The organism is Streptomyces sp. R302 (genome assembly GCF_012927245.1).
In the GTDB taxonomy this organism is placed as follows: domain Bacteria; phylum Actinomycetota; class Actinomycetes; order Streptomycetales; family Streptomycetaceae; genus Streptomyces.
This window is the reverse complement of record NZ_JABBGE010000005.1, coordinates 306,176-330,418: the sequence shown is the minus strand read 5'-3', so window position 1 is coordinate 330,418 and position 24,243 is coordinate 306,176. Positions and strand designations below refer to the sequence as shown.

The 24,243-nt window shown below is 74.8% G+C and carries 15 protein-coding genes; 14 read left to right on the top strand and 1 reads right to left on the bottom strand.

The features are described 5' to 3' along the window. The first annotated feature begins 20 nt into the window (after positions 1–20). From HHL19_RS17805 to HHL19_RS38530, 5 genes are all read left to right on the top strand, one after another. Positions 21–1,178, top strand: a complete 1,158-nt coding sequence (locus HHL19_RS17805; protein ID WP_169090711.1) for an AAA family ATPase — start codon at positions 21–23, stop codon at positions 1,176–1,178. Further along, positions 1,175–4,705 carry a DUF5682 family protein gene (locus HHL19_RS17800; RefSeq protein WP_169090709.1) on the top strand — a complete coding sequence of 1,177 codons (3,531 nt, stop codon included), beginning with the start codon at positions 1,175–1,177 and terminating at the stop codon, positions 4,703–4,705. Before HHL19_RS17805 ends, HHL19_RS17800 begins: the two co-directional genes overlap by 4 nt. Next, the gene (locus HHL19_RS17795; protein WP_169090707.1) at positions 4,702–6,603 is read left to right on the top strand and encodes a hypothetical protein; all 1,902 of its coding nucleotides are present in this window, start codon (positions 4,702–4,704) and stop codon (positions 6,601–6,603) included. The genes HHL19_RS17800 and HHL19_RS17795 overlap by 4 nt, the downstream gene beginning before the upstream one ends. Before the next feature lie 852 nt (positions 6,604–7,455). Beyond that, positions 7,456–8,226 carry a peptidase inhibitor family I36 protein gene (locus tag HHL19_RS17790; protein ID WP_169090705.1) on the top strand — a complete coding sequence of 257 codons (771 nt, stop codon included), beginning with the start codon at positions 7,456–7,458 and terminating at the stop codon, positions 8,224–8,226. A 2-nt stretch (positions 8,227–8,228) separates the two neighbouring features. Beyond that, positions 8,229–9,707, top strand: a complete 1,479-nt coding sequence (locus tag HHL19_RS38530) for a phosphodiester glycosidase family protein (protein WP_169090703.1) — start codon at positions 8,229–8,231, stop codon at positions 9,705–9,707. An 87-nt stretch (positions 9,708–9,794) separates the two neighbouring features. Here the strand turns inward: HHL19_RS38530 and HHL19_RS17780 are convergent, their stop codons facing one another. Then, positions 9,795–10,208 (bottom strand): hypothetical protein, encoded by a 414-nt coding sequence (locus HHL19_RS17780; protein WP_169090701.1) that lies wholly within the window; start codon positions 10,206–10,208, stop codon positions 9,795–9,797. A gap of 203 nt (positions 10,209–10,411) precedes the next feature. Here HHL19_RS17780 and HHL19_RS17775 point away from each other — a divergent pair, with 203 nt between their 5' ends. From HHL19_RS17775 to HHL19_RS17735, 9 genes are all read left to right on the top strand, one after another. Then, complete coding sequence (locus HHL19_RS17775; protein ID WP_169090699.1) at positions 10,412–10,699, top strand: hypothetical protein; 288 nt, start codon at positions 10,412–10,414, stop codon at positions 10,697–10,699. Positions 10,700–11,036: 337 nt separating this feature from the next. After that, positions 11,037–12,515, top strand: coding sequence for a sugar transferase (locus HHL19_RS17770; protein ID WP_169090697.1), 1,479 nt, complete (start codon positions 11,037–11,039; stop codon positions 12,513–12,515). Between the two features lie 77 nt (positions 12,516–12,592). Next, the gene (locus HHL19_RS17765) at positions 12,593–13,909 is read left to right on the top strand and encodes a nucleotide sugar dehydrogenase (RefSeq protein ID WP_169090694.1); all 1,317 of its coding nucleotides are present in this window, start codon (positions 12,593–12,595) and stop codon (positions 13,907–13,909) included. After that, the gene (locus HHL19_RS17760) at positions 13,899–15,146 is read left to right on the top strand and encodes a glycosyltransferase family 4 protein (RefSeq protein WP_169090692.1); all 1,248 of its coding nucleotides are present in this window, start codon (positions 13,899–13,901) and stop codon (positions 15,144–15,146) included. The genes HHL19_RS17765 and HHL19_RS17760 overlap by 11 nt, the downstream gene beginning before the upstream one ends. After that, positions 15,143–16,477, top strand: coding sequence for a Wzz/FepE/Etk N-terminal domain-containing protein (locus HHL19_RS17755; protein WP_169090691.1), 1,335 nt, complete (start codon positions 15,143–15,145; stop codon positions 16,475–16,477). Before HHL19_RS17760 ends, HHL19_RS17755 begins: the two co-directional genes overlap by 4 nt. After that, entirely contained in the window at positions 16,474–18,027 is a 1,554-nt protein-coding gene (locus HHL19_RS17750) for a Wzz/FepE/Etk N-terminal domain-containing protein (RefSeq protein ID WP_169090689.1), read from the top strand. The genes HHL19_RS17755 and HHL19_RS17750 overlap by 4 nt, the downstream gene beginning before the upstream one ends. Before the next feature lie 2 nt (positions 18,028–18,029). Continuing rightward, positions 18,030–19,964, top strand: a complete 1,935-nt coding sequence (asnB, locus tag HHL19_RS17745) for an asparagine synthase (glutamine-hydrolyzing) (RefSeq protein ID WP_169090687.1) — start codon at positions 18,030–18,032, stop codon at positions 19,962–19,964. Positions 19,965–19,992: 28 nt separating this feature from the next. Then, entirely contained in the window at positions 19,993–22,185 is a 2,193-nt protein-coding gene (locus HHL19_RS17740; RefSeq protein WP_169090685.1) for a bi-domain-containing oxidoreductase, read from the top strand. Further along, positions 22,182–24,209, top strand: a complete 2,028-nt coding sequence (locus HHL19_RS17735) for an alginate lyase family protein (protein ID WP_169090683.1) — start codon at positions 22,182–22,184, stop codon at positions 24,207–24,209. The genes HHL19_RS17740 and HHL19_RS17735 overlap by 4 nt, the downstream gene beginning before the upstream one ends. Positions 24,210–24,243: the final 34 nt, after the last annotated feature.

Sequence of the window (24,243 nt, the reverse complement as noted above, 5' to 3'; positions counted from 1 at the left end):
ATCTTCCGAAGGAACCGCGCATGACCGTCACCACCGAACCGTCCGCTCCCGCCCGGCAGGTCCGGCCCGCCGAGGAGCGGTACGCCGCCGAGCTCGCCTTCCTCGCCGCGCAGGACACGGGTCCGCGTCCGCCCGGCTGGGCGCTGACCCCGCGGGCCGTCGTCACCTTCGTCTGCGGCAGCGCCGGCGTCGAGCTCGTCCTGCCGGAGCGGCGCGAGGGGCTGCCGGCGAAGCTGGAGATCGGCCCGAAGTTCGTCGGCGAGCGGGCGCTGGTGGAGCGCTGCGTCGTGACCCTGGCCGGTGAGCGCGGCCTGCTGCTGACCGGCGAGCCGGGCACGGCCAAGTCGATGCTGTCCGAGCTGCTCGCCGCGGCCGTCTGCGGGACCAGCGCGCTCACCGTCCAGGGCACCGCCGGCACCACCGAGGACGCCTTCCGGTACGGGTGGAACTACGCCCTGCTGCTCGCCCAGGGGCCCACCCCGCAGGCCCTGGTCGACTCCCCCGTGCTGTCCGCCATGCGTACCGGACGGGTCGTACGGGTCGAGGAGATCACCCGCTGTCTGCCCGAGGTGCAGGACGCGCTGGTGTCGCTGCTGTCGGACCGTCGCGTCACCGTCCCCGAGCTGACCGCGTCCGAGGACGCCGTGGTGAGCGCCGCGCCCGGCTTCACCGTGATCGCGACGGCCAACCTCCGGGACCGGGGCGTCTCGGAGATGTCGGCCGCGCTCAAGCGCCGCTTCAACTTCGAGACCGTGGACCCGATCGCGGACGCGGACGCGGAGGCGACGCTGATCCGGCGTCAGGCCGTGGCGGCGGTGCGGCGGGCGGGGGCGGAGTTCTCGGTCGACGACGCCGTCCTGGACGCGCTCGTCACGGTCTTCCGCGATCTGCGTTCGGGCCGGTCGACGGAGGGCTGGGACGTGGAGCGGCCCGGCACGGTGATGTCGACCGCCGAGGCGGTGCAGGTGGCGGCGTCGCTCGGGCTCTCGGCGGCGTACCTGCCCGGCGGGGACGTCCTCGACCTGCTGCCGGGGCACCTCCTGGGCGTCGTCCGCAAGGACGACCCGGCGGACCACGCCCGGCTGCTCGGCTACTGGGACGGGCCGGTGCGCCGCCGCGCGGAGACCGGTTCGGCCATGTGGCGCCGCCTCTGGGACCTGCGCGGGAGCCTGAAGTGACCGTCCCCGACCCGAGGGCGGCCGTCGACGCGCTGGCCGCGTCGCGCGCGCCGTACCTGCTCGGTGTGCGGCACCACAGCCCGGCGCTGGCCGCCGTGGTGCCCGCGCTCCTCGACGCGGCGGACGCCGAGGTCGTCTGCGTGGAGCTGCCCGCCGACTTCCAGCCGTGGCTGGGGCACCTCGCCGATCCCGAGACGGTCGCGCCGGTGGCGCTGGCGGGGACGGGCGAGGGCGGGCGGCTGGCGTTCTACCCGTTCGCCGACTTCTCGCCGGAGCTGGCGGCGGTGCGCTGGGCGCGGGCCCGGGGCGCCGAGGTCGTCTGCTGCGACCTGCCCCTCGGCGACCCGGGCTGGTCGGCGGGGAGGGAGCCCGCCGGAGCGGCCGGCACCGGGCGGCGGCTGTTCGCCGAGGCGCTGTCGGCGGCCGGGACCGGCCGGGACGGCGACGACCTGTGGGACCGTGCCGTCGAGGTGCTGGCCCCCGGGTGCGCGCCCGAGGCGGTGCGGCGGGCCGCGCTCGGCGTGGGCTGGGCGCTGCGCGCCGACGCCGAGGTGCCCGCGACGGACCTGGCCCGTGAGGCCCGCATGCGCCGGGTGATCGCCGAGGCCGGCGCGGGCGGGCGGCGGGTCGCGGCCGTGATCGGCGCCTTCCACGCCCCGGCCCTGGTGCCGGGGGACGCGAAGCAGGACCCGGCCGCGCCCGGCCCCTCGGCGGAGGGAGCGGGCGAGGCGACGGTCACGTCGTTCGTTCCGTACTCCTTCGATCTGCTCGACGCGCGGTCGGGCTATCCGGCGGGGATCCGGGACCCCCGGTGGCAGCAGGCGGTGTTCGAGGCGGGCGGTGTGCCGGAGCGGCTGCGGGAGGCGGCTGCCGCCGCGCTGACGGGGCTGTGCCGGGAGCTGCGCCGGGCGGGCCACACGGCCGGTACGGGCGAGGCCGCCGAGGCGCTGCGGCTCGCCTGCGATCTGGCGGCGCTGCGGGGGCTGCCCGCGCCGGGGCGCGGCGAGGTCCTGGAGGCCGTCACCACGGTGCTCGGGCAGGGCGAGCCGCTGGGGCGGGGGCGGGCGCTTGCCCGTGCTCTGGAGGCGGTGTTCGTGGGTACGGTGCGGGGGCGGCTCACGCCGCACGCGCCGCGCTCCGGACTCGGCCCGTCCGTGGAGGAGGAGTTGGCGGAGCTCCGGCTGCCGCGTCCGGACGAGCCGGAACCGCGCGAGGTGCGGCTCGATCCGCTGCGGTCGAAGCTGGACGGGCGCCGTGAGGTGCTGCTGCAGCGGCTGCTCGTCATCGGCGCCTCGTACGGGGAGCCGGTCGCCGTGGCCTCGACCGGGGACGGTACGGCCCTGGGCACCAAGTGGCGGCTGACGTGGACGCCTTCGGTGCCCGCGCGGCTCGATCTGGCCGGGGTGCGCGGGGTGACGGCCGCGCAGGCGGCGGCCGGCACGCTGGCCGAGACGGCGCGCCGCGAGGCGGCCGACGGCGGGCCGACGCCGGGGCAGGTGCTCGCGGGGCTCGCCGCGGCGGCCCGCTGCGATCTGCCCGAGCTGGTCGGGGACCGGCTGCGGGAGGCCGCGGAGGTACTGCCCGCGAGCGCGGGGCTCGCGGAACTCCTCGACGCCCTGGACCTGTTGGAAGGGCTGCGGCGCGGTCACTACCCCGGCACGGTGGAAGGAACGCGTACCGCCGCGGGCGCGTTGGCCGGTGAGCTCCTCGACGCCGCCGTCCGCGCGCTGCCCGGTCTCGCCGGGAGCGACGCGCCCTCGGACGCCGCCGCCCTGGTGGCGCTGGCCGACCGGGCAGCGGCCCGGCAGCTGGGACTGCGGATGGACCGGGCGCTGGCCGAGCTCGCCGCGGACGGTTCGCCGCTCGTGCAGGGCGCTGCGCTCGCGGTCCGCGTCCTGCTGGACCTCGACCCGGCCACCGGGCTCGGGGAGCGGGCGGCCGGATGGATCGACGGCGCCTCGGGGCCGGAGGCCCGCCGGGCGCTGGCGAAGCGGCTGGCCGGGGTGCTCACCGCCGCCGGGCCGCTGCTCCAGATGTCCCCGGACGCCCTCGGCCCGCTCCTGGACCGGGTCGACACGCTGGCCGACCAGGAGTTCCTCGACCGTCTGCCGGCCCTGCGCGGCGGTTTCGACGCGCTGTCCCCGGCGGCCCGTGAGCGGTTGCTGACCACGGTCGCCGAGCGGCTCGGGGACCGTCTCGACCTCTCCCTGGACGCCCCGGCCGAGCTCCTCGCGCTGTGGGCGGCGGCGGACGCGGCCGGTTCGGCCGCGCTCGCGTCGCTGACGCTGCCCGGCCCGGGAGCCGGGCCCGTACCGTCGAAGACCGTGGAGCCGGCTCCCGTGCCGGCGGGCGGGGAGGCGGCACGGGTGCCGGCGGGCGGGGCTGTGCTGCCGGTGCCGGAGCACCGGATCGGGGCCGGCGACCGGTGGCGGCTGCTGCTCGGCCGGCACACGGACAAGCTGAGCGGGCGGGCCCGCCGGTACGCGCACGCGCTGGACGAGCTGTACGGCCACGGGCACGGCGAGGGTTCCGAAGGGCTCGACGGGGGTGCGGCCGGGCAGGGCGGCGGGCAGGAGGCGTCGTTCCCGACGGCCCGGGAGTGGGCGGAGGAGCTGGAGTCGCTGTTCGGAGCCGACGTCCGTGAGGAGGTCCTCGCGGACGCCGCCGACGCGGGGCGGCACGATGTGCTGACCCAGCTGGACCCGGCGTCCGTGCGTCCGTCGGTGGAGCTGCTCTCCTCGGTGCTCTCGCTGGCCGGGGGCATGCCCGAGGCCCAGCTCGCGCGGCTGCGGCCGCTGGTGAAGCGGCTGGTCGACGAGTTGTCGAAGGAGCTGGCGACCCGGGTGCGTCCCGCCCTCTCCGGCCTCGCCTCGCCCCGGCCCACCCGGCGGCCCGGGGGCCGCCTCGATCTCGCCCGCACCCTGCGGGCGAACCTGGCGCACACCCGGCGCCTCGACGACGGGCGGGTCGTGGTGGTCCCGGAGCGCCCGGTGTTCGGCACCCGCGCGGGCAAGGAGGCGGACTGGCGGCTGATCCTGGTGGTCGACGTCTCCGGCTCGATGGAGGCGTCGGTCGTCTGGTCGGCGCTGACCGCCGCCGTGCTCGGCGGCGTACCGACGCTGTCCACGCACTTCCTGGCGTTCTCCACGCAGGTGGTGGACCTGACCGACCGGGTCGAGGATCCGCTGTCGCTGCTCCTGGAGGTGCGGGTCGGCGGCGGTACGCACATCGCGGCGGGCCTCGCGCACGCCCGCACGCTCATCACCGTGCCCAGTCGCACCCTCGTCGTCGTGGTCAGCGACTTCGAGGAGGGCGCGCCGCTCTCCGGCCTCCTCGGGGAGGTCCGCGCGCTGGCGTCGTCCGGCGCGCACCTGCTCGGCTGCGCCGCACTCGACGACGCGGGGGCGCCCCGCTACTCGGTGCCGGTGGCGCGCCGACTCGTCGCCGCCGGGATGCCGGTGGCCGCCCTCAGCCCGCTCGCCCTCGCCCGCTGGGTCGGCGACCGCCTCCGTGGAGAAGCCCGTTGAGCACCGCATCCCTGCCGCCCGTCGCCCCCGAGGTCCTCGCCGAGGCCGTCGAGGCGCTGACCGCGCGGCTCCGCAAGAAGCTCGACGCCGCGGTCGCCGAGTGCGCCGGGAGAGCGGCGGCCGGGTCCGACGGCACCGTGGAGGTGCGGTTCGGCGAGGACACCGTCGTCACGCTCGCCCCGGGGCCGTCGGGCGCGGTGACGGAGTCCGGGCAGGCGGTGTGCAGCTGCCTCCTGGCACCGCGCTGCCTGCACCGCGCGGCCGTGCTGGGCGCGGCGCCGATCGCGGACGTGGCGCCGCCGGCGGAGGCGGAGATGCAGACGGAGACGGAGACGGAGACCGACGCGGCGGCTGCCGCTGGCGTCCCGTCAGCGGTCGCGTCGGTGTCCGGGGCGGCGGCGCCCGCCTCCGGATCGGCCTCCGACCCGAACGCGAACTCCGTTTCCGGCTCCGGCTCCGGCTCCATCGGGGATGTCGTGACGGAGTCCCTCACGCCCGCCCAGGCCCGTGCCGGGGCGGCCCTCTGGCAGGCCGCGGCCGAGGCGCTCGCCGCCGGGGTCACCGCGGGCGGGACGGTCGTCCAGGCCGAGCTGCTGCGCGCCGCGCACACGGCGCGCCTCGCGGGGCTGCCGCGGGCGGAGGCCGCCGCGCTCAGAGTCGTCCGGGGACTGCGGAACGCGCGGGAGCAGGGCAGGGGCCAGCGGCTGTCCGATCTGACGGCCGCGTTCCGGGAGCTGCTCGCCGGGGCGTTCGCGCTCGCGAGCGGGGTGGCGGGGCCGGGGGCCGTCGGTGGCGCCCGTCGCGCGTACGAGCAGGGCGGCAGCCTGCGCGTGCTCGGACTGTGCCGTGAGCCGGTGCTGTCCGCGACCGGGTACAGCGGGGTGACGACCCATCTCCTCGGCCCCGAGGGCGCGTTCCACACCGTGTCCGACGTGCGGCCGGGTGGCATCGGGCGGGCCAAGGGCGCCGGGACGGCGTCGGTCGCGCTCGGCGGGGCCGTGCTCGACCACGCCGGGCTCGCGCGCGGCGGGCTGCTGATCGCGGGCGCGACCGTGTCGGCGGACGGGCGGCTCGGTGCGGGCAGGGGCGTCCGCGCGACGCCGGTGCGGGGGGTGGCCTGGTCGGAGGAGCCGGTCGCGGCGCTCTTCGCCCGACCGGTAGGGGAGGCGGTGGCGGCCGCGCTCGCCGCGGACGCGGAGACGGACGGCGGTACGGGGCCGGGGCTGCTCGGCTGTGACGTGGAGGTGGTCGGTGCGGCCGAGGAGCACCTGGTGGCCCGCGTCCTCGGTGGCGGCCCGCTGGTACGGCTGCGCGTCGCCCACCCGCACCCGGAGCTCGCCCACACGGCCAACCTGCGCCGGATCGGCGGGTACCCCGGGCTCGCCCTGCGGGTCCTCGGCCGACCCGACCCGGACCGGGCGGCGACGCTCCGGCCGCTCGCGGTGGCCCCGGTGCCGGGCGCGTCGCACACGCTGCGGCTGCCGGAGGAGTGGCTCGGCCGCGCGGACCTCGGCTACGACCGGCTCCAGGGCGACCACTTCCCTCGCCCGGAGGCGACCGCCGCGCCGCTGCCCGATGAGCCGGATCCACTGGCCGACGCGCCGCTGTGGCGCGTCCGCCGGCTCCTGGAGACCGGCGTCGCGGGCGGCCGCCGCGCGGTCGCCGAGGCGTCCCGGGGCACCGACCGCGCCGCCCTGGCGGTGCCGCTGCGCCGGGCGGGCCTCACCGGAGCGGCCGAACTCGCCGAGAGCCTGGCCGCCGAGGCCGACCGCAGACCGCGGGACTCCTTCGGCCGCCTGATCGACCCCTCCTCCGACGCGTACGCCCGCGCATGGCTGGCCTCGGCAATCCACCTGCACGCCGCCGAACGCTCCTTGGTCCTGGCCTCCTGGTCCTGACCGCGCCACGGCCCGGGGTGCCCGAATACCCGTTGGGCACCCCAGGGCTTTCGGGCCCGCCTCTGGGGAAGGATTCGTCACCGAACAGGAAGAGAAGGAGGAGGAACCGCGCGCGGTCGGCGCCTCGCGAAGAGGCCCGAATCCGAGGCCCTGCTCAGAGTGCCGGCTCGGGGCCCGGCCCGGAGCCCGGCTCGAAGGCCCGGCTCGGAGGGTCAGCTCGGAGGGCCGACCTGGAGGCGCAGCTCGGGGCCCGGATCACCGTGCCTGCTCGCGCCCCGGAGGGCCGGCTCAACGTGCCGACGCAGGGCCCGACTCGAAGGCCCGGCCGAGATGCCTGGCCCGAAGGCCGCACTCCGGGGGGCGACTCCGTAGGCGGTCCAGAATCCGATCCGGAGGGACGACGTGGAGGCCCCCACTCGGGGCCGACGCGAATTGCCGACGCTCATTGCCGAATCGGGACCGGATCCTGGGGCCTGACCTGGACGCCGGCTTCGGAGGCCGGCGCGGATGCCCAACTCGGAGGCCTCGTGCAGTGGTCTCCCTGGGGCCTGCACCACAGGCCCGGCTCGGCCGGCCGGCTGGAGGGCTACTCGGAGGCCCGGTCCAGCGTGCCGGCCTGCGAGGGCGGTTCGTGAGTTGGCGTCTGCTTCCGGAGACGGGCCCAGCCGCGTACGAGACCGCCTGACGTCGCGTCGGCTTCCGGCACCGGCTGCTCACGCTGGAGAGGCCCCCGCTCGGGCACCGGATCGCGCCCGCCTCGGCCGGGCCTCCCTGCGGGTCGCGCTCGCGGTGAACGCACTCGGCTGATCCGGTGTGCCGTGACGTGTGTGGCGTTCTCTAGAGTTCACGACCATGCACATGATCAAGAGTTCGCTCGGCCGCCTGCCCGTAGCCGGGCTGGTCGCCGTTCTCCTGGCCGCCTGCCTGGTGTGGTCGCAGGCCGGACCGGCGCAGGCGGCGTACACCGATTGTCCGGCGAAGACGTTCTGCCTGTACACGCAGGCCGGCGGCGCGGGCGAGATGGTTTCGCTCGCGCCTCAGGACGGGCCCGTCCTCGACTACGGCACGGTCGAGAGCCTGAAGGACCGGACCTTCCTGTCGTTCCGCAACAACACCGCCTCCTGGACGTGCCTCTACGACGACCCGGCGTACGGCGGGATCGACATCCAGGCCGTGCTGCCCGGGCACACCGGTGGCGACCTGGCCAAGGGCGCCGACGGGCTGCCGAAGGTGACGGTGGCCTCGCACAAGTTCGCCCCGTCGAAGTCGCTCTGCCGGACAGGGTTCGACCGCTGCCACGCCGGCCGGGTGTGCATCTTCCAGGGCCCCAGCGGGCGCGGAGTCGCAGGCGTGACGAGCCAGGCCGAGGTCCTTCCCGACGGCGTCCTGGGAAACAGGGACTACGGCGTGGCCTGGGACGAAAAGCTGGTGTCCGTCGCGAACCGCTCGCACAAGGTCGCCTGCTTCTACCGGGATCCCGGATACTCCGGCACCTGGCAGGAGACAGGGGGCGTCGCGTACCGGGCGTTCGTCGTCCTGCCCGGCGAGGAGACGACCCTGCCCGACGTGTACCAGTCGTCCGTCAGCTCCCACAAGCTCGCCGACGTGGAAGGGAAGTGCTGACCGTGAACCCCGCCACGAAGTCCGCCGGCCGCTCACGCATGCGCCGCGCCGCGGCCGTTCCCGTCGCCCTGGCGACTCTCGCCCTGACCCAGAGCGCGGCGGTCGCCGACCCCGCCACCAACGGCATCCAGTCGGTCCTGGACACCCTGACGGCGCATCACCTCACGGTGGCGGACGGCATCAAGCGGACCACGTACTCCAGCGGCTCCTCCGAGATCGTCGTCCGTGTGGCGGTCATCGACCCGGACCTGGGGGCGATATCCCTGGACAGCACGGTGGGTGCCGGGGCGAGCGTGAAGGAGCCCACCACCGCGATGCTGGCCACCGTCGGCACCACCGCGAAGGACGCGCCCTACGTCGGTGTGAACGGCGGCTACTCCGTCTCCACCAAGGACGAGGACGACACGACCGGCAACCGCGTCCCGGAGGAGCGCTCGGTCCCGATGGTGACCTCGGTCCAGGAGGACGTCGTGCAGGGCGCCGCCTGCCTGAAGGGGCAGAACTCCGTCGTTCTCCAGCACGGCAGGCCGCACTTCACCAAGATCAGGACGACGCTGGGAATCACGTCCGACCGGAACACCGCGGACACCGCCGACGACGCCACGCGCGAGGTCGACGCCGTCAACCGGTACCCGGGCTGGATCGTGTTCTGCCAGCAGGAGGACGGCGACAAGCGCCTCCCGACCAAGGTCGACGACAACGGCAAGGTCCACCAGCTCGACCAGTACGGCCAGGTCATCAAGAGCGGTCCCTACTACCAGGACTACAGCGAGATCGTCGTCTTCACCTCGGCCTACGGCCAGAAGACGCCGGAGCCCCGGCACACTCCTTTCGTGGCGGCGGACGACGCCGACGGGGTCGAGGTCGCCGTCGACGCGTCGGGCCGTGTCACAGCGGTGAAGTCCCCGCGCGGCGGAACGGACATCCCCCCGGGCGGCATGGTGCTGCAGGGCATCGGTGACGACGCCCTGACCGAGGGCGGCGCACAGTGGCTCAGGGACCACGCCATGGTGGGCGCGAAGCTCACGTACACGCAGCGCGCCACGGACATGGGCGTCGTCGAGGACCTGACCGACGACGTCGACCTGCCGCTCGACCCCGCGTACCCGTCGATCGACGTCGTCAACGGCACCCACGATCTGATGCGGCACGGCAGGGTCGTGGCCGAACCGGACGACAACGTCGCGAACGACCCGCGCACCGCCATCGGCGCGGACGGCTACGGACGCACCCTCCTGGTCAGCGTCACCGCCAGGGACGAGGGCCTGCGCCGCGGTGTCCCGATCTACGACCTCGCGAAGATCATGGAGGACCTCGGCGCCGTCGACGCGCTCAACCTGGACGGCGGCGGATCCACCACGTTCGTCGTCGACGGCCGGGTGAAGAACGTCCTCTCGGACGCGGGCGGGGTCGAACGACCCGTCTACGACGCCGTGTACGCGGGACGCGGCGGACACGGCCTGCCGGCCGGCGGCAACTGACGCCTCCTGCCTGACGGTCGCTCCGGGACCACCGCCCGAAGCGACCGCGCCGGCCTTCGGTGCCGTGGGGTGGCGCTGTGGTGCGGGTCAGATGTGGGTGGTGCGGCCGGTGGCGGGGTGGTGTGCGATCAGGGTCGGGAGGGTGGCGTCGTAGCGGCTGGTCTCGGCGGTGAGGACCGACCAGTGTCCGGAGGCTTCGGCGATCTCGGTCAAGAAGCGCAGCACGGCGGCGACGCCCGGGCCGTCGACGACGGTGTCAGGCCAGACCGAGAACTCGATCTCCTCCTCGTCGTACGGGAGCCCGAAGAACCAGACCGCACCGAAGCGCGCCCGGAACGCGAACGACGTCCCCTCGCCCTCCAGGTCGTCCGCCCAGGTCCGGAAGAGCTCGGCGATGGCCGGCCGCACGGGATGCAGTCGGGGGTAAGGGTGCTCCGTCTCCGTCTCGTCGGCGACCGCGCGCAGGCGTTCCAGCACGGCGATCCACTCGGCCCGCGTCACGTCCGGGACCCGAATGTCCCTCAGGCTGCCGTCGACGTGGAAGACACGGCACATCCAGGGCTCGGGCAGACACCGCGCCCGTGCACCGTACTCACCGATGTGTACGTCCTCGCACCCCGACAACGTTGCCCCCCTTTTCCCGTCGCGTCGAGGGTAACCGGCACTCCTGGGGGCGTTCGCGGTGGGGATGAGATGCTCCGTGGATGGACCACGACCTCGAAGTCAGCGCTCTGGCGATCAACGTCACGATCCCCGAGGCGCTCCGGTGGACGGATACGCGGCGGGGTGAGGCGTTCACGCTGACCACGCTCAACGTCAGGCTCCTGCCGGACGGTCACCTCGCCGTCAAGGCCTACGGGCGGCCCGTCGCAGGCGGGCGGGGGGCGTACGTGTCGTTCCCGGTTCCCGATGAGCCCGCGCTGGCGGCCCTGGTCTCCGAGGCCGCCGGGCGTGCCGCGGGGCTGTGGGCGGCGCACCGCGGCCTCGGCTGATCCCCCCCTCCCCCCTGGCATCAACTCCCCTTCTCTACAGCCTTGTTGTCGCAGTGGCGCGATGCGCGCGTGACCGATGTGACGCGTGGGGAAGCGTGGCCTCACGTGGCTGGTGTGTAAGCCGTGGACAACGGCTCAAACCTTACGCACATATTGCACACATCCTCTCTCCAACCCGGTTCCCATGCTCTAGATTGACCATGCTTCAGCTGATCGCGCCGGACCCGCGCGATCGGTTCTCGCGCACCTGCGTGCCATACGGGGATGGTGGGGGGCCTCCCCGGGCTGAGGAACAGTGCAAGGCGAGCGCGTCGACCACTGGGACCTGGGGGGTTCTGTGCGGCAAGGGGGATTACTGAGCCCGTTTCCGTCTGCGCGTGAGCGCCTGACGAACGGGCAGATCAGTCGACCGTCGATGGACTGGGAGCAGCGGTACCGCCGTACCGTGATCACCAGCGACACGGTGGCCACCGCGCTCGTGGTGGGCACAATAGGGGACTTCTTCGGGGCCAGGGACGCGGCCGACTGGCACGAGAAGTGGGGAATTCTGGCCTTCGGCACCGAACTGCTGGTGCTGGGGGCGCTCGCGGTGAGCCGGTCGTGGGCTCCGGCGGTGCTCGGGCAGGGGGCCGAGGAGTTCCGGCGGCTCGGGCGTTCGCTGTTCATGGCGACCGTCGCCCTGGCGCTCGGCGGGATCGCGCTGACCTCGCGGAACATCAAGTTGTGGATCTTCGTCGCGATTCCCGCGATCGCACTGGTCACCATGACGGCGCGGTATCTGCTGCGGCTGTGGCTGCACAAGCAGCGGAAGGAGGGGCGCTGTCTGCGGCCGGTGCTCGCCGCCGGGAGCAGGGCGACGGTACGCGACCTGATCACCCGGACGCGGAAGTTCCCGCACCTCGGGTGGCGGGTGGACGCGGTGTGCACGACGGACGGGCTCGGGGCCGACGGCGGCCGGCTCGACGGGGTGCCGGTCGTGGGCCGCCTCGCGGACGTCGCCGACCATGTGCACCGCGACGGCTTCCGGGTCGTCGCGGTCACCCCGGACCCGCACTGGTCGCCGGGCCGGCTGCGGCGGCTGGCGTGGAACCTGGAGGGCAGCGACGCCGAGATGGTGGTGGCACCGGTGCTGATGGAGGTGGCCGGGCCGCGGCTGCACGTGGACGCGGTGCTCGGCATACCGCTGCTGCGGGTCAGCATGCCGGCGTTCACCGGGGGCCGCCGGGCCGTCAAGGAGGTCGTCGACCGGCTGGGCGCGGCGGTGCTGCTCGTGCTGCTCGCGCCGCTGATGCTGGCCGTCGGGGTCCTCGTCCTGGTCGACAGCCGGGGCGGGGTGCTCTACCGGCAGCGCAGGGTCGGCAAGGACGGCCGGGAGTTCATGATCCTGAAGTTCCGGACCATGGTCGCCGGGGCCGACCGGGCGCGCGAGGAGCTGGCCGGGCGGAACGAGGGCGCGGGGCTGCTGTTCAAGATGCGCCGCGACCCGCGGGTGACACGCGTGGGCGCGGTCCTGCGCCGGTACTCGCTCGACGAGCTCCCGCAGCTCGTCAACGTACTCGCCGGGTCGATGTCGCTGGTGGGCCCGCGGCCTCCGCTGCCGGAGGAATCCGCGGCGTACAGCCCGGACATCCGCCGGAGGCTGCTGGTGAAGCCCGGGCTGACCGGCCTGTGGCAGATCAGCGGGCGCAGCGACCTGTCGTGGGAGGAGGCCGTGCGGCTCGACCTGCGGTACGTGGAGGACTGGTCGCTGGCGCTGGACACGGTGATCCTCTGGAAGACCTTCCGCGCGGTGATCCATGGTCAGGGGGCGTACTGATGCGCGGAGTCGGGGAATCGGGCGGGGCTGGGCGGAGGGTGGGCCGTGAGGGTCCGTCCGGGGGGAAGGAGCGGGTCGTGAGGGTGAGCGTGTTCGGGCTCGGGTACGTGGGCTGCGTGTCGGCCGCGTGCCTGGCCAGTCTGGGGCACGAGGTCATCGGGGTGGACGTGAACCCGGTGAAGGTCGACCTCGTCAACGGCGGCCGGGCGCCGGTGGTCGAGGAGGGGATCGGCGAGCTGGTCGCCGGGGTCGTCGAGGCCGGGGCGCTGCGCGCCACCACCGACGTCCGGGAGGCGATCGCGGGCAGCGACGTGTCGCTGGTCTGCGTGGGGACGCCGTCGGCGGCCAACGGCAGCCTGTGCACCGGCTACTTGGAGCGGGTCACCGAGGAGATCGGCGCGGCGCTCGCCGAGCGGGGCGGGCGGCACACCGTCGTGTACCGGTCCACCATGCTGCCGGGCACCTGCCTGAACCTGCTGGTGCCGATCCTGGAGAAGTACCTCGGCGGCACCGTCGGCGTGGACGTGGGCGTGGCGGTCAATCCGGAGTTCCTGCGCGAGGGCACGAGCGTGCGGGACTTCTTCGACCCGCCGAAGACCGTCATCGGCGAGCTCGACGCGGCCGGCGGCGACGTGGTGGAGTCCCTGTACGACGGGCTGCCCGGACCGGTGTTCCGGGTGCCGGTGCCGACGGCCGAGGCGATCAAGTACGCGGACAACGCCTTCCACGGCCTCAAGATCGGCTTCGCGAACGAGCTGGGCGCGGTGTGCCAGGCGCTCGGGGTCGACTCGCACCAGGTGATGGACGTGTTCCTGGCCGACCGGAAGCTGAACATCAGCCCCGCCTATCTGCGGCCCGGCTTCGCCTTCGGGGGCTCCTGCCTGCCCAAGGACTTACGCAGCCTCGTCCACGCGGCGCGGCGGGCCGACGTGTCGGTGCCGATCCTCTCGCACGTCCTGGTCTCCAACGCCGACCACCTCCAGCGAGCGGTCGAGCTGGTCGAGCGGACCGGGAAGCGGCGGGTGGGCCTCTTCGGGCTCTCCTTCAAGCCCGGCACCGACGACCTGCGCGAGAGCCCCCTCGTCGAACTGGCGGAACGGCTCTTCGGCAAGGGGTACGACCTCCGGATCCACGACGCCAACGTGAACCTCTCCCGGCTGCTCGGCGCGAACCGCGAGTACATCGAGAACCGGCTGCCGCACCTGGCGCAGCTGCTCGCCGACACCGTCGACGAGGTGCTCGACCACGCCGAGGTGTGCCTGGTCGGGACCAGGGATCCGGCCGTCCTCGCGGCACTCCCCCACGGGGGCGGGCCGCTGATCGTCGACCTCGTCCGCCTTCCCGACGCCGACGCGCGCCGGGCCGAACCGGGGTACGTGGGCCTTGCCTGGTGACGAGACCGGCCGCGGCGGGAACCGCCGGCGCGCGCTGATCCTGGTGGAGAACCTGTCGGTGCCGTTCGACCGGCGGGTGTGGCAGGAGTGCCTGACGCTCCGGGACGCGGGCTGGGAGGTACACGTCATCTGCCCCGCGGGCCACAAGCGGGACACCGAGCGCGAGGCGGTGATCGACGGGGTGCGGATCCACCGCTATCCGCTGCGCGCGGCCACCGGAGGGCCCGCCGGCTATCTGCGGGAGTACGGCTCCGCGCTCTGGCACACGGCCAGGCTGGCCCGGAGGGTCGGTCCGGTCGACGTCGTCCACGCCTGCAACCCGCCCGACCTGCTGTTCCTGCCGGCGCGGTGGCTGAAGCGGCGCGGGGCGCGGTTCGTCTTCGACCAGCACGACCTGGTGCCCGAGCTGTACCTGTCCCGGTTCGACCGCGGCGAGGACCTGCTGTACCGGGCGGTGTGCGCGCTGGAGCGGATGACGTACCGGGCGGCGGACGTGGTGCTCGCCACGAACGAGAGCTACCGGGACGTCGCGGTGCGCCGTGGCGGACGGCGGGCCGAGGACGTGTTCGTGGTGCGCAGCGCGCCCGACACCGAGCGGTTCCGTCCCGTGCCGCCCGAGCCGGAGCTGAAGCGCGGCAAGCCGCATCTGCTGTGCTACCTGGGTGTGATGGGGCCGCAGGACGGTGTCGACTACGCGCTGCGGGCGCTGGCGAAGCTCCGCGACGAGGTGGGGCGCACCGACTGGCACGCGGTGTTCGTGGGCGGCGGGGACACCTTCGACGCGATGGTGGAGTTGTCGCGGCGGCTGGGACTCGCGGACCGGGTCGAGTTCACGGGGCGGGTGCCGGACGCCGATCTGGTGCGCTACCTGTCGACGGCGGACGTGTGCCTCTCCCCCGACCCGCGCAATCCGCTCAACGACGTGTCGACGATGAACAAGGTCCTGGAGTACATGGTGATGGGCCGGCCGATCGTCTCCTTCGACCTGCGGGAGGCGCGGGTCTCCGCCGGTGACGCGGCCCTGTACGCGCCGGCGAACGACGAGGGCGAGTTCGCGCGGCTGATCGCGCTGCTCCTCGACGACCCGGAGAAGCGGGCCCTGATGGGGAAGGCCGGCCAGGAGCGGATCGGCGGGCCGCTGGCCTGGCGGAACTCCCAGCGCGCGCTGCTCGCCGCGTACGCCGCCGCGCTGTCGGGCGGTGTCCGGGGCCGGGCGGGGACGGGGCCGCGCCGTTGAGCGACGACACGATACGCCTGGTCAGCCTGGGTCGGATCCTCCGTCGGCGTTGGCGGCTCCTCACCCTCCTCGCGCTGGCGGGCGCGCTCGTCGGGCACGGCACCTCGCTGCTGCTGCCGCCGCGCTACACGACCTCGGTGTCGGTGCTGCTCCCGGGCGCGTGGGAGGAGCGGGAGCTGCTGACGCAGGCGCAGATCGCGACCAGTTCGGTGGTGGTCGACCGGGTGGCCGCCTCGCTCGCGTGGAGCGGGGTGGACGGCGTCGAGCTGCGGAAGCGGATCACCGCGGAGGCGGCCGAGGGGAACATCATCAGGATCTCGGGCACGGCCGACACCCCGGTCCGGGCGCAGCGGCTCTCCGACACGGCGGCCCGGGAGTTCGTCGCCTTCGCGACCCGGGTGGTCGGCGGGAACGCCGACCCGGGGGCGGAGACGCGGCTCGAAGCGCTGCGGAGGTCGGTGGAGACGGCGGGCCGCCGCATCACCGAGCTGGCCGACGCCGCCGACCCCGGGCGGACGGTGGAGAGCGTGCAGGCCCGTACGGAGCTGGAGAAGCTGCGTACGGCGCTGCGTGACGCCATGACGAAGCTGGACGAGACGGACCCGGCGGCCGGAAAGTCGGGGAAGGTGTCGATGGTCGTGATGGGCCCCGCGGTCCGGCCGGCGGGCGAGGCTCCGCCGACCCGGGTCCAACTCGTCGTCGCGGGCGCCCTGTTGTTCTTCCTCCTTGCCGTCGTCGGGCATTTCACCGCCGCGCGGATGAGCCGCCGGCCGCGTACCGAGGAGGAGATCGCGGCCGCGCTCGGCGCGGTGCCCGTCGGATCCGTGGACGTGCCCGGCGGGCGTCCCGTGCTCCGTCCCGGGGCGCGCGGTCCCGGGGCCTGGCTGCGTCGACTGCTCGGGCTCGACGTCCGCTGGGACGTGCCGGTGCCGAGGGGGTCCGGCGACGCCTCGGGGCGGCGGATCCGCTACCGGCGGGTGTGCGCCCGGCTCCGGGAGCGGCTGCCGGCCGCCGGCCGGCTCCTCGTCGTCGTCCCGGACGGCGACGAGATCGCCCGCAGGGCCGCCGGGGAGCTCATCGCCGAGGCCGGGAGCACCGCCTCCCAGGACGGCGGCGGTCCGGCGCTGAAGGTCGTGGGGGTGACGGTGGCGCATCCGCTGCTGCCGGACCGGGACGGCGAGTCGGGCGTGGTGGTCGTGGTCAGCCCGGGCAGCTGGACCTCGGGCGAGCTCGCGGGGATCGCCGGGGCGTGCGCGGACGCCCGGCAGGACGTCGTCGGCCTCGTCGTCGCGGGGGCGGTACGGGGCCGGCCGGCGGGAGGCGCCCGGTGACGACGCGTACGGAGGAGGAGCCGGCGGCCGCCGCTCCGCTGATCGACCTGCAGACGCTGCTCGCGGCGGTGCGCAGGCGGCGCGGGCTGTGGTCCTCGCTGGCGCTGTTCGGGCTGCTCGCGGGCGCGGTGCTCGCCGTCGTGCTCGTGCCGCCGCCGACGGCGTCGGCGAAGGTGCTGGTGGCGCACCAGGAGGACCAGCCGAACGATCCGGGGACGCTGATCCGTACCGATGTCGCGCTGCTGCACACCACCCGGATCGCGGGCGCGGCGCTGCGGTCGCTCGACTCCCCCGAGAGGCCGGAGGACTTCATGGAGGAGTACGAGGGGCTCGGGCTCACCAACAACCTGATGGAGATCACGGTCTCGGGCGACAGCGAGGCGGAGGCGGTGGCCCGTGCCGGGGCGCTCGCCGACGCGTTCGTCGCCGATCACGTGCGGCGGCTGAGGGAGTCTGCGGACGCCGAGGCGAAGGCGCTGCTCGACCAGCGCGACCGCATGCGGGACGAACTGGCCCGGGTCAACGGGGCGATTGCCGAGGGGGCGCGGGAGAAGGAGTCGAAGGCGCCGGCGGACATGGAGTCGCTCTTCGCGCGCCGGGCCGAACTCACCTCGCGGATCTCGGACTTCGACCAGCGTGCGGCGCAGGCCCGGGTCGGCACCCCGCGTCTCGTCGCGGGTACGCAGATCGTGGACGCCCCGCGTCCGGTGCCGTACTCGCTGCCGAAGTCCGTCGCCGCCGACGCGGCGATCGGCCTTGCCCTCGGGCTCGCGCTCGGCCTCGCGGTGGCGGCGGTCTCCTCTGTGGTGGCGGATCGTCCCGTGCTGCGCCGGGAGATCGCCGCTCACCTCGGCGCCTCGGTCGTCGCGGAGCTGCCGCGCCGGCCGTGGCCGTGGCAGCGGCGGCGCCCCCGGGAGGCGCGGGAGCGGCTCGCCCGGTCGCTGGCGCGGACGGTGCGCGGCGCGGCGGGCCCGGTGTCGCTGCTCGAACTCGGCTGTGCGCGGGAGACGGCGGCGGTCGCCCTGGACCTCGCGCGGGCGCTGGGCGCGGACGGTCCGGTGGCGGTGATCGACGGGCTGCCGGGGCTGCCGCTGGCGGGCCGCCGCCCGGTCCCGGGGGATCCGGTGGTGGTGGACGGCGAGGGCGCGGTGGAGTTGTCGCACCGGGAGCGCCGGCTCGGCGTCGGTTCGGTGGCGCCGGGTGCGGCGTGGGCGGACCTGTCGTATCTCGGGGCGCGGACGGTGCTGTTCGTACGCGCCGGGTACGGGAGCGTCGCCTGGCTGCACGCCGTGGCCCGGCACCTCGCCGACCAGCGGGTGCCGGTGGTCGGCGTGGTGCTGGTGGATCCCGATCCGCGCGACCGGACCGACGGCACCCTGTGGGACGGGGCGCCGCCCGGGCCGCGGCGCGGGCCGGGCGAGCAGCGGTTTCCGCGGAGCGGTGGGGGTACCTCCCCCGCCCTTGAGGCCGCGAAGGAGGGCCGGTGGCGGACCGAGCGGCTGCCGGTGCGGGCGGCGCGGGTCCCGGACAGCGACCAGGAGGCACGGTAGGGATGTGTGGCATCGCGGGTACGTACCGGTGGCCGGACGGGAAGGCGGTGGCCGACCGGCTCACCGAGACGCTGGCGCACCGGGGCCCCGACGGGGCGGGCCGGTACAGCCGTCGCGTCGGGGACGTCGAGGTGCACCTGGGGCACCGCCGGCTGGCGGTGGTCGACCTGTCGGAGACGGGCGCCCAGCCGATGGAGTCGGACGGTCTGGTCCTCACCTACAACGGCGAGCTGTACAACGCGCCCGAGCTGCGGGCCGAGTTGGCGTCCGCCGGGGTGCGGTTCCGGGGTACGTCGGACACCGAGGTGCTCCTGGAGGCGTGGCGGCGGTGGGGCACGGACTGCCTGCCCCGGCTGCGGGGCATGTTCGCGTTCGGAATCTTCGACGAGCGCACCGGTGAACTGGTGCTCGCGCGGGACCAGTTGGGCATCAAGCCGCTGTTCCTGCTGCGGCGCGGCGAAGGGCTGGTGTTCGCGTCGGAGCTGAAGGCGCTCGCGGCCGTGAGCGGCGGGGCGCTGGAGGTGGACCACGGGGCGCTGGTGGCCTCGCTGTTGTACTACTGGGTGCCGGACTCGCGGTGCGCGTTCCGGGAGGCGGAGAAGCTGCCGCCGGGGAGCTGGCTGCGGTGCCGGCCGGACGGGCGGGTGGAGCGCGGGCGGTTCTGGGACCTGCGGGAGGTCGCCGCCGAGGGGCGGGACCGGGCCCGCGCGGGCGAACTCCCCGACCTGGCGGCCGTCGTCGAGGAGTCCACCCGGCGTCATCTGCTCTCCGACGTGCCGGTGGCGACCTTCCTCTCCGGCGGTCTCGACTCCAGTTATCTGACCGCGCTCGCCGCCCGTGACCGGCCGGGGATCTCCGCCTACACGATCGGCTTCCGCGCCGAGGACGCCCGGTTCGAGGCGATGCCGGACGACCTGCGCTACGCACGGCAGGTGGCCGGAAGGTTCGGGGTCGAGCTGCACGAGATCGAGATCGCCCCGGACGTCCTGGAGCTGCTGCCCCGGATGACGTACCACCTGGACGAGCCGATCGGGGATCCGGCGGCGATCAACACCTTCCTGATCTGCTCGGCGGCCCGGGAGGCCGGGGTCAAGGTGTTGCTGTCGGGGATGGGCGCGGACGAGCTGTTCGCCGGCTACCGCAAGCACCTGGCCAATCTGGTGGCGCTGCGCTACCAGCGGGTGCCCCGGCCGCTGCGGCGGGCCGTGTCCGGCGTGGTGGACCGGCTTCCGGTCGCGACCGCCCGGCGGGGGTACCGGTCGGTGCGGTTCGCGAAGCGGTTCCTGTCCTTCGCGGAGCTGCCGGAGGAGACGGCGTTCCGCCGCAGCTACACGATGTACGACCGGGCCGAGCTGCTCGACCTGGTCGATCCGGACCTGGCGGGGACGGTCGACGACGTGCTGGCCGAGCACGCGGACGTCTACCGGGACAACGACCTCGACGACTTCGTCAACCGGATGTGCCTGGGCGACGCCCGGATGTTCCTGCCGGGCCTCAACCTCGCCTACACGGACCGGGCGAGCATGGCGGCGTCGACCGAGGTGCGGGTGCCGTTCGTGGACGTCGAGGTGGTCAGGGCGGCGTTCGCCGTGCCCGGCTCCCGGAAGATCGTCGGACGGCGGGGCAAGGCCGTCCTGAAGGAGGCGGCGTCCTCGGTCCTGCCCCGGGAGGTCGTCCACCGGCCCAAGGGCCTGTTCAGCGCCCCGCTGCGGGCGTGGATGAGCCGGGACCTCGCGCCGCTGGTCCGCGAGGTGGTGCACGACGGCGAGCTGGTCCGCTCCGGGCTGCTGCGGCGCGACGCGCTGCGGCGGCTGGTCGCCGAGGACGCGGCCGGCCACCACGACTACTCCAAGCACCTGTGGCACGTCCTGACCCTGGAGTACTGGTACCGCGGCGCGACCTCCGCGTCCGGCCAGGGCCCTTCCCTCACTGCGTAGAGACAAGAGGACTTCGGTGAAGCAAGTCGTGCAGAACTACAGGAGCGGCGAGCTGGCGCTGCTCGACGTGCCGGTGCCCGGGTGCAAGCCGGGCGGGGTGCTCGTACGGACCGCCTATTCGCTGATATCCACCGGGACCGAGCTGATGAAGGTCTCCGAGGCCGGCATGTCGATGGTGGGCAAGGCCCGTTCGCGGCCCGACCAGGTGGCGAAGGTCGTCCAGAGCGTCGCCGTCAACGGGGTGCCCGCCACCTACCGCAAGGTGATGGGCAAGCTCGACTCGTACACGCCGCTGGGCTACTCGCTGTGCGGGGTGGTCGAGCAGGTCGGCGCCGGGATCGACGACGTGAAGGTCGGCGACCTGGTGGCCTGCGCGGGCAACGAGCACGCGCTGCACGCCGAGGTGAACTGGGTGCCGAAGAACCTCTACACCCCCGTGCCGGACGGTCTCGCGCCCCGCGACGCGGCCTTCGGGACCGTCGGCTCGATCGCGCTCCAGGGCCTGCGCCAGGGCGAGCCGCGGCTCGGCGAGGTGGCGCTGGTCATCGGCCTCGGGCTGATCGGCCAGCTCCTCGCGCAGCTGCTGACCGCGGCGGGCGTCCGGGTGGTCGGCGTCGACCCCGACCCGGAGCGGTGCGCGCTCGCCGAGCGGCTCGGCGCGGTGGCCTGCGGCGACCCGGACTCGGCGGCGGTGGCGCACGCGGTCGCCGAGCTGACCTCCGGGCACGGCGTGGACCAGGTGTACCTGGCGGCGGGCGGGAGCAGCAACCAGCCGGTGGAGCTGGCCGCCCGGCTGTGCCGCGACCGGGGCCGGGTCGTCGACATCGGCAAGTGCCGCCTGGACCTGCCGTGGAACGCGTACTACGAGAAGGAGCTCGACGTCCGGTTCTCCCGGAGTTACGGCCCCGGGCGCTACGACCCCGAGTACGAGCTGGAGGGCCGCGACTATCCGATCGGCCACGTCCGCTGGACCGAGCGGCGGAACCTCGCCTGCTTCCTCGACCTGGCCGCCCGGGGCCGGGTCGACGTGGGGCCGCTGGTGTCCCACGTCGCCGACTTCGACGACGCCGTGGAGACGTACGGGCGGCTGAAGGACGGCGGCCTGAAGGCGGTGGCGGTGCTGTTCCGGTACCCCGAGGGGCCGGCGGCGGAGGCGGACGGCGGGGCACCGGCGGTGGCCGTGCCCGCCGTACCGCGCGGTGGCGGGGCGCCGGCCCGGGTCGCGGGGCGGCCGGTGCGGCTCGCGTTCGTCGGCGCGGGGAACTACGCGTCCTCGATGCTGCTGCCGCACCTGACCGGACGCGAGGGCGTCGAGCTGTCGGCGGTCGTCACCACGACGGCGCTGTCGGCGGCGAACGCGCGGCGGACGTTCGGCTTCGTCCGGGCCACCACCGACCTGGACGCCGTCCTCGGCGACCCGACCGTCGACGCGGTGTTCGTCGTCACCCGCCACAGCTCGCACGCCGACCTCACCCGGCGGGCGCTGCTCGCCGGGAAGGCGGTGTTCGTGGAGAAGCCGCTGGCGCTCACCGGGGACGAGCTGGCCGGGGTCCTGGCGGCCGTGGCGGAGTCCGGCAACGACCGGGTCCAGGTGGGCTTCAACCGCCGGTTCGCGCCGCTGCTGCGGGAGGCCCAGGAGCGGTTCGGCGTCCGGACCGGCCCGGCGAGTCTGCGCTACCTCGTGAACGCGGGCCGGCTCGATCACGGCAGCTGGTACCTCCGGGCGGGCTCCGAGGGCTCGCGGTTCACCGGCGAGGGCGGCCACTTCATCGACACGGCGAGCCGGCTGCTCGGCGCCGACCCGGTGTCGGTGTACGCGGTCGCCCCGCCCGGCCACGACGACCTCCAGGTGGTGCTCGGCTACCCGGACGGCTCCACCGCGACCCTGAGCTACGTCACTGGCGGCGCGCCCGGCTTCCCGAAGGAGACGGTGGACCTGGTCGCGGACGGCAGGGTGCTGCGGTTCGACGACTTCGTCCGCGCCTCGGTGTACGACGGCCGCAGGCGGTGGGTGAGTTCGCGGCTGCCGAAGGCGCGGGACAAGGGGCAGTCGGCCGAACTGGCCGCGTTCGTCAAGGCCGTGCGGACCGGCGGTCCGATGCCGGTGCCGCTGGAGTCCCTGGTCGCCACGACGGCGGCCACGCTCGCCGTACCGGCGTCCCTCGCCGCCGGGGTACCGGTGACGCTCGCCGGCGGTCCGGCGACGGCGGCGGCCCGATGACCAGGAGCACACGCGCCGGCAGCGCGCGCACCATGAGCGCCGGCTGGTACCTCCGGCGGCTGTCCCGGATGGGTCCCCGGGAGGTCGGCGGCCGGGTCGGCGACGCGGTGCGCAGGCGGCGGTGGCGGTCGGCGCGGCCGGTGTTCCCGACGGTGACCGGCGGCCGCTTCACCGCGGTGCTGCCCGCCGGGACGCTCGCGGCGGTCCCGCCGGACGCCGCGAAGCGGCTGCTGGCGGAGGCCGACCGGCTGATGGCCGGGCAGGCCGTGTACTTCGGGGTGGCGCGCGACGACCTGGTCGCCCCGGACTGGTGGTACGACCCGAAGACCGGGCGCCGGGCGCCGTGGGGGTACGCCTTCGACGTGCCGTACCGGGACGAGGAGGCGGTCGGGGACGTCAAGCAGATCTGGGAGCTGTCCCGGCACCAGTACCTCACCGTGCTCGCCGCCGCCTACGCGCTCTCCGGCGACGAGCGGTACGCGGAGCGGGTGGACGCGCACCTGCGGTCCTGGTGGGCGGCGAACGCGCCGCTGCGCGGGGTGCACTGGACCAGCGGCATCGAGCTGGGTATCCGGCTCCTGTCCTGGGTGTGGGTCCGGCGGCTCCTCGACGGCTGGCCGGGCGCGCCCGGTCTGTTCGAGGAGAACCCGGTGGCGCTCCGCCAGATCTGGCACCACCAGCGCTGGCTGGCGGCCTTCCCCAGCCGGGGCTCCTCGGCGAACAACCACGTCGTCGCCGAGGCCGCCGGGCAGCTCGCGGCGGCCTGCGCCTTCGGCTGGTTCCCCTCCTCGGCGCGGTGGCGGGCCGACGCGCTGCGCTCCCTGGAGCGGCGGCTGCGCGGCAACACCTTCCCCTCCGGGCTGAACCGGGAGCTGGCCACCGAGTACCACGGCCTGGTCCTCGAACTGGGCCTGGCGGCGGTGGCCGAGGCCGACACGGCCGGTGTGCCGGTCCCGAGGACCGTCCGGCTGGTGCTGCTGCGGATGACGGACGCGCTCGCGGCCGTCGTCGACGACCGGCTGCGGCCGCCGCGCCAGGGCGACGCGGACGACGGCCACGGCCTGGTCGTCGACGGGCCGGACACCGACCGCTGGGGTTCGCTGCTCGCCACCGGGGACGCCGTCTTCGGCAGGCTCTCCTGGTGGCCGGAGGTGCCCGGCACCGACGTGCGCACCGCGCTCCTCGCCGCGCTCGTCCGCCCGTACGGGAAGGGCGGCGCCGCACCGGCCGTGTCCCGCCCGCGGGTCCGCCCGGCCCACTTCGCCGACGCGGGCCTCACCGTGCTGCGGGGCCCGGGCGGGATCTGGTGCCGCTGCGACGGCGGTCCGCACGGCTTCCTGTCGATCGCCGCGCACGCCCACGCGGACGCGCTCTCCGTGGAGGTGCGGCACGACGGCGTCGACGTGCTCGCGGACCCGGGGACGTACTGCTACCACGGGCAGCCGGAGTGGCGGAGCTACTTCCGCTCGACCCTCGCCCACAACACGCTGCAGTGGGACGGCGCCGACCAGTCCGTCTCCGGCGGCCCGTTCCTGTGGACCCGGCACGCCCGCACCCGCGTCCTGGTCGCGGACGTCGCGGACCTCCCGGACGACTCCGGCGGGCAGCCGTCCCGGTGGTGTGCGGAACACGACGGATACGAGGGCGTGGCGCACCGCCGGACGGTGGAACTGACCGCGCCATCCGGGGAGTTACGGATCGTCGACGAGGTCCACGGCAGGCGCGGGCGGGTGCGTCTCGCCTTCCATCTGGGTCCGTCGGTCGCCGCGGAGCTGGTGGGGAACCGGGCGGTGCTCACCTGGCCGTCGCCGGAGGGCGAGGAGCGTTCGGCGGTGCTCGATCTGCCCGGGGAGCTGTCGTGGCGGGCCCACCGGGGGGAGAGCGCTCCTCCGCTGGGATGGTACTCCGCGGGTTTCGGCCGCAAGGAGCCGGCCACCGCGCTGATCGGCAGCGGCTCCGCCGACGGCGCGGCGGGGTTCACCACCGTGCTCAGGTTCCACGGCCGGGGGGCGCGTGGTGAGTGAGGAGCGGCGCCGGCCGGCGACTCCGGTGGGCGGC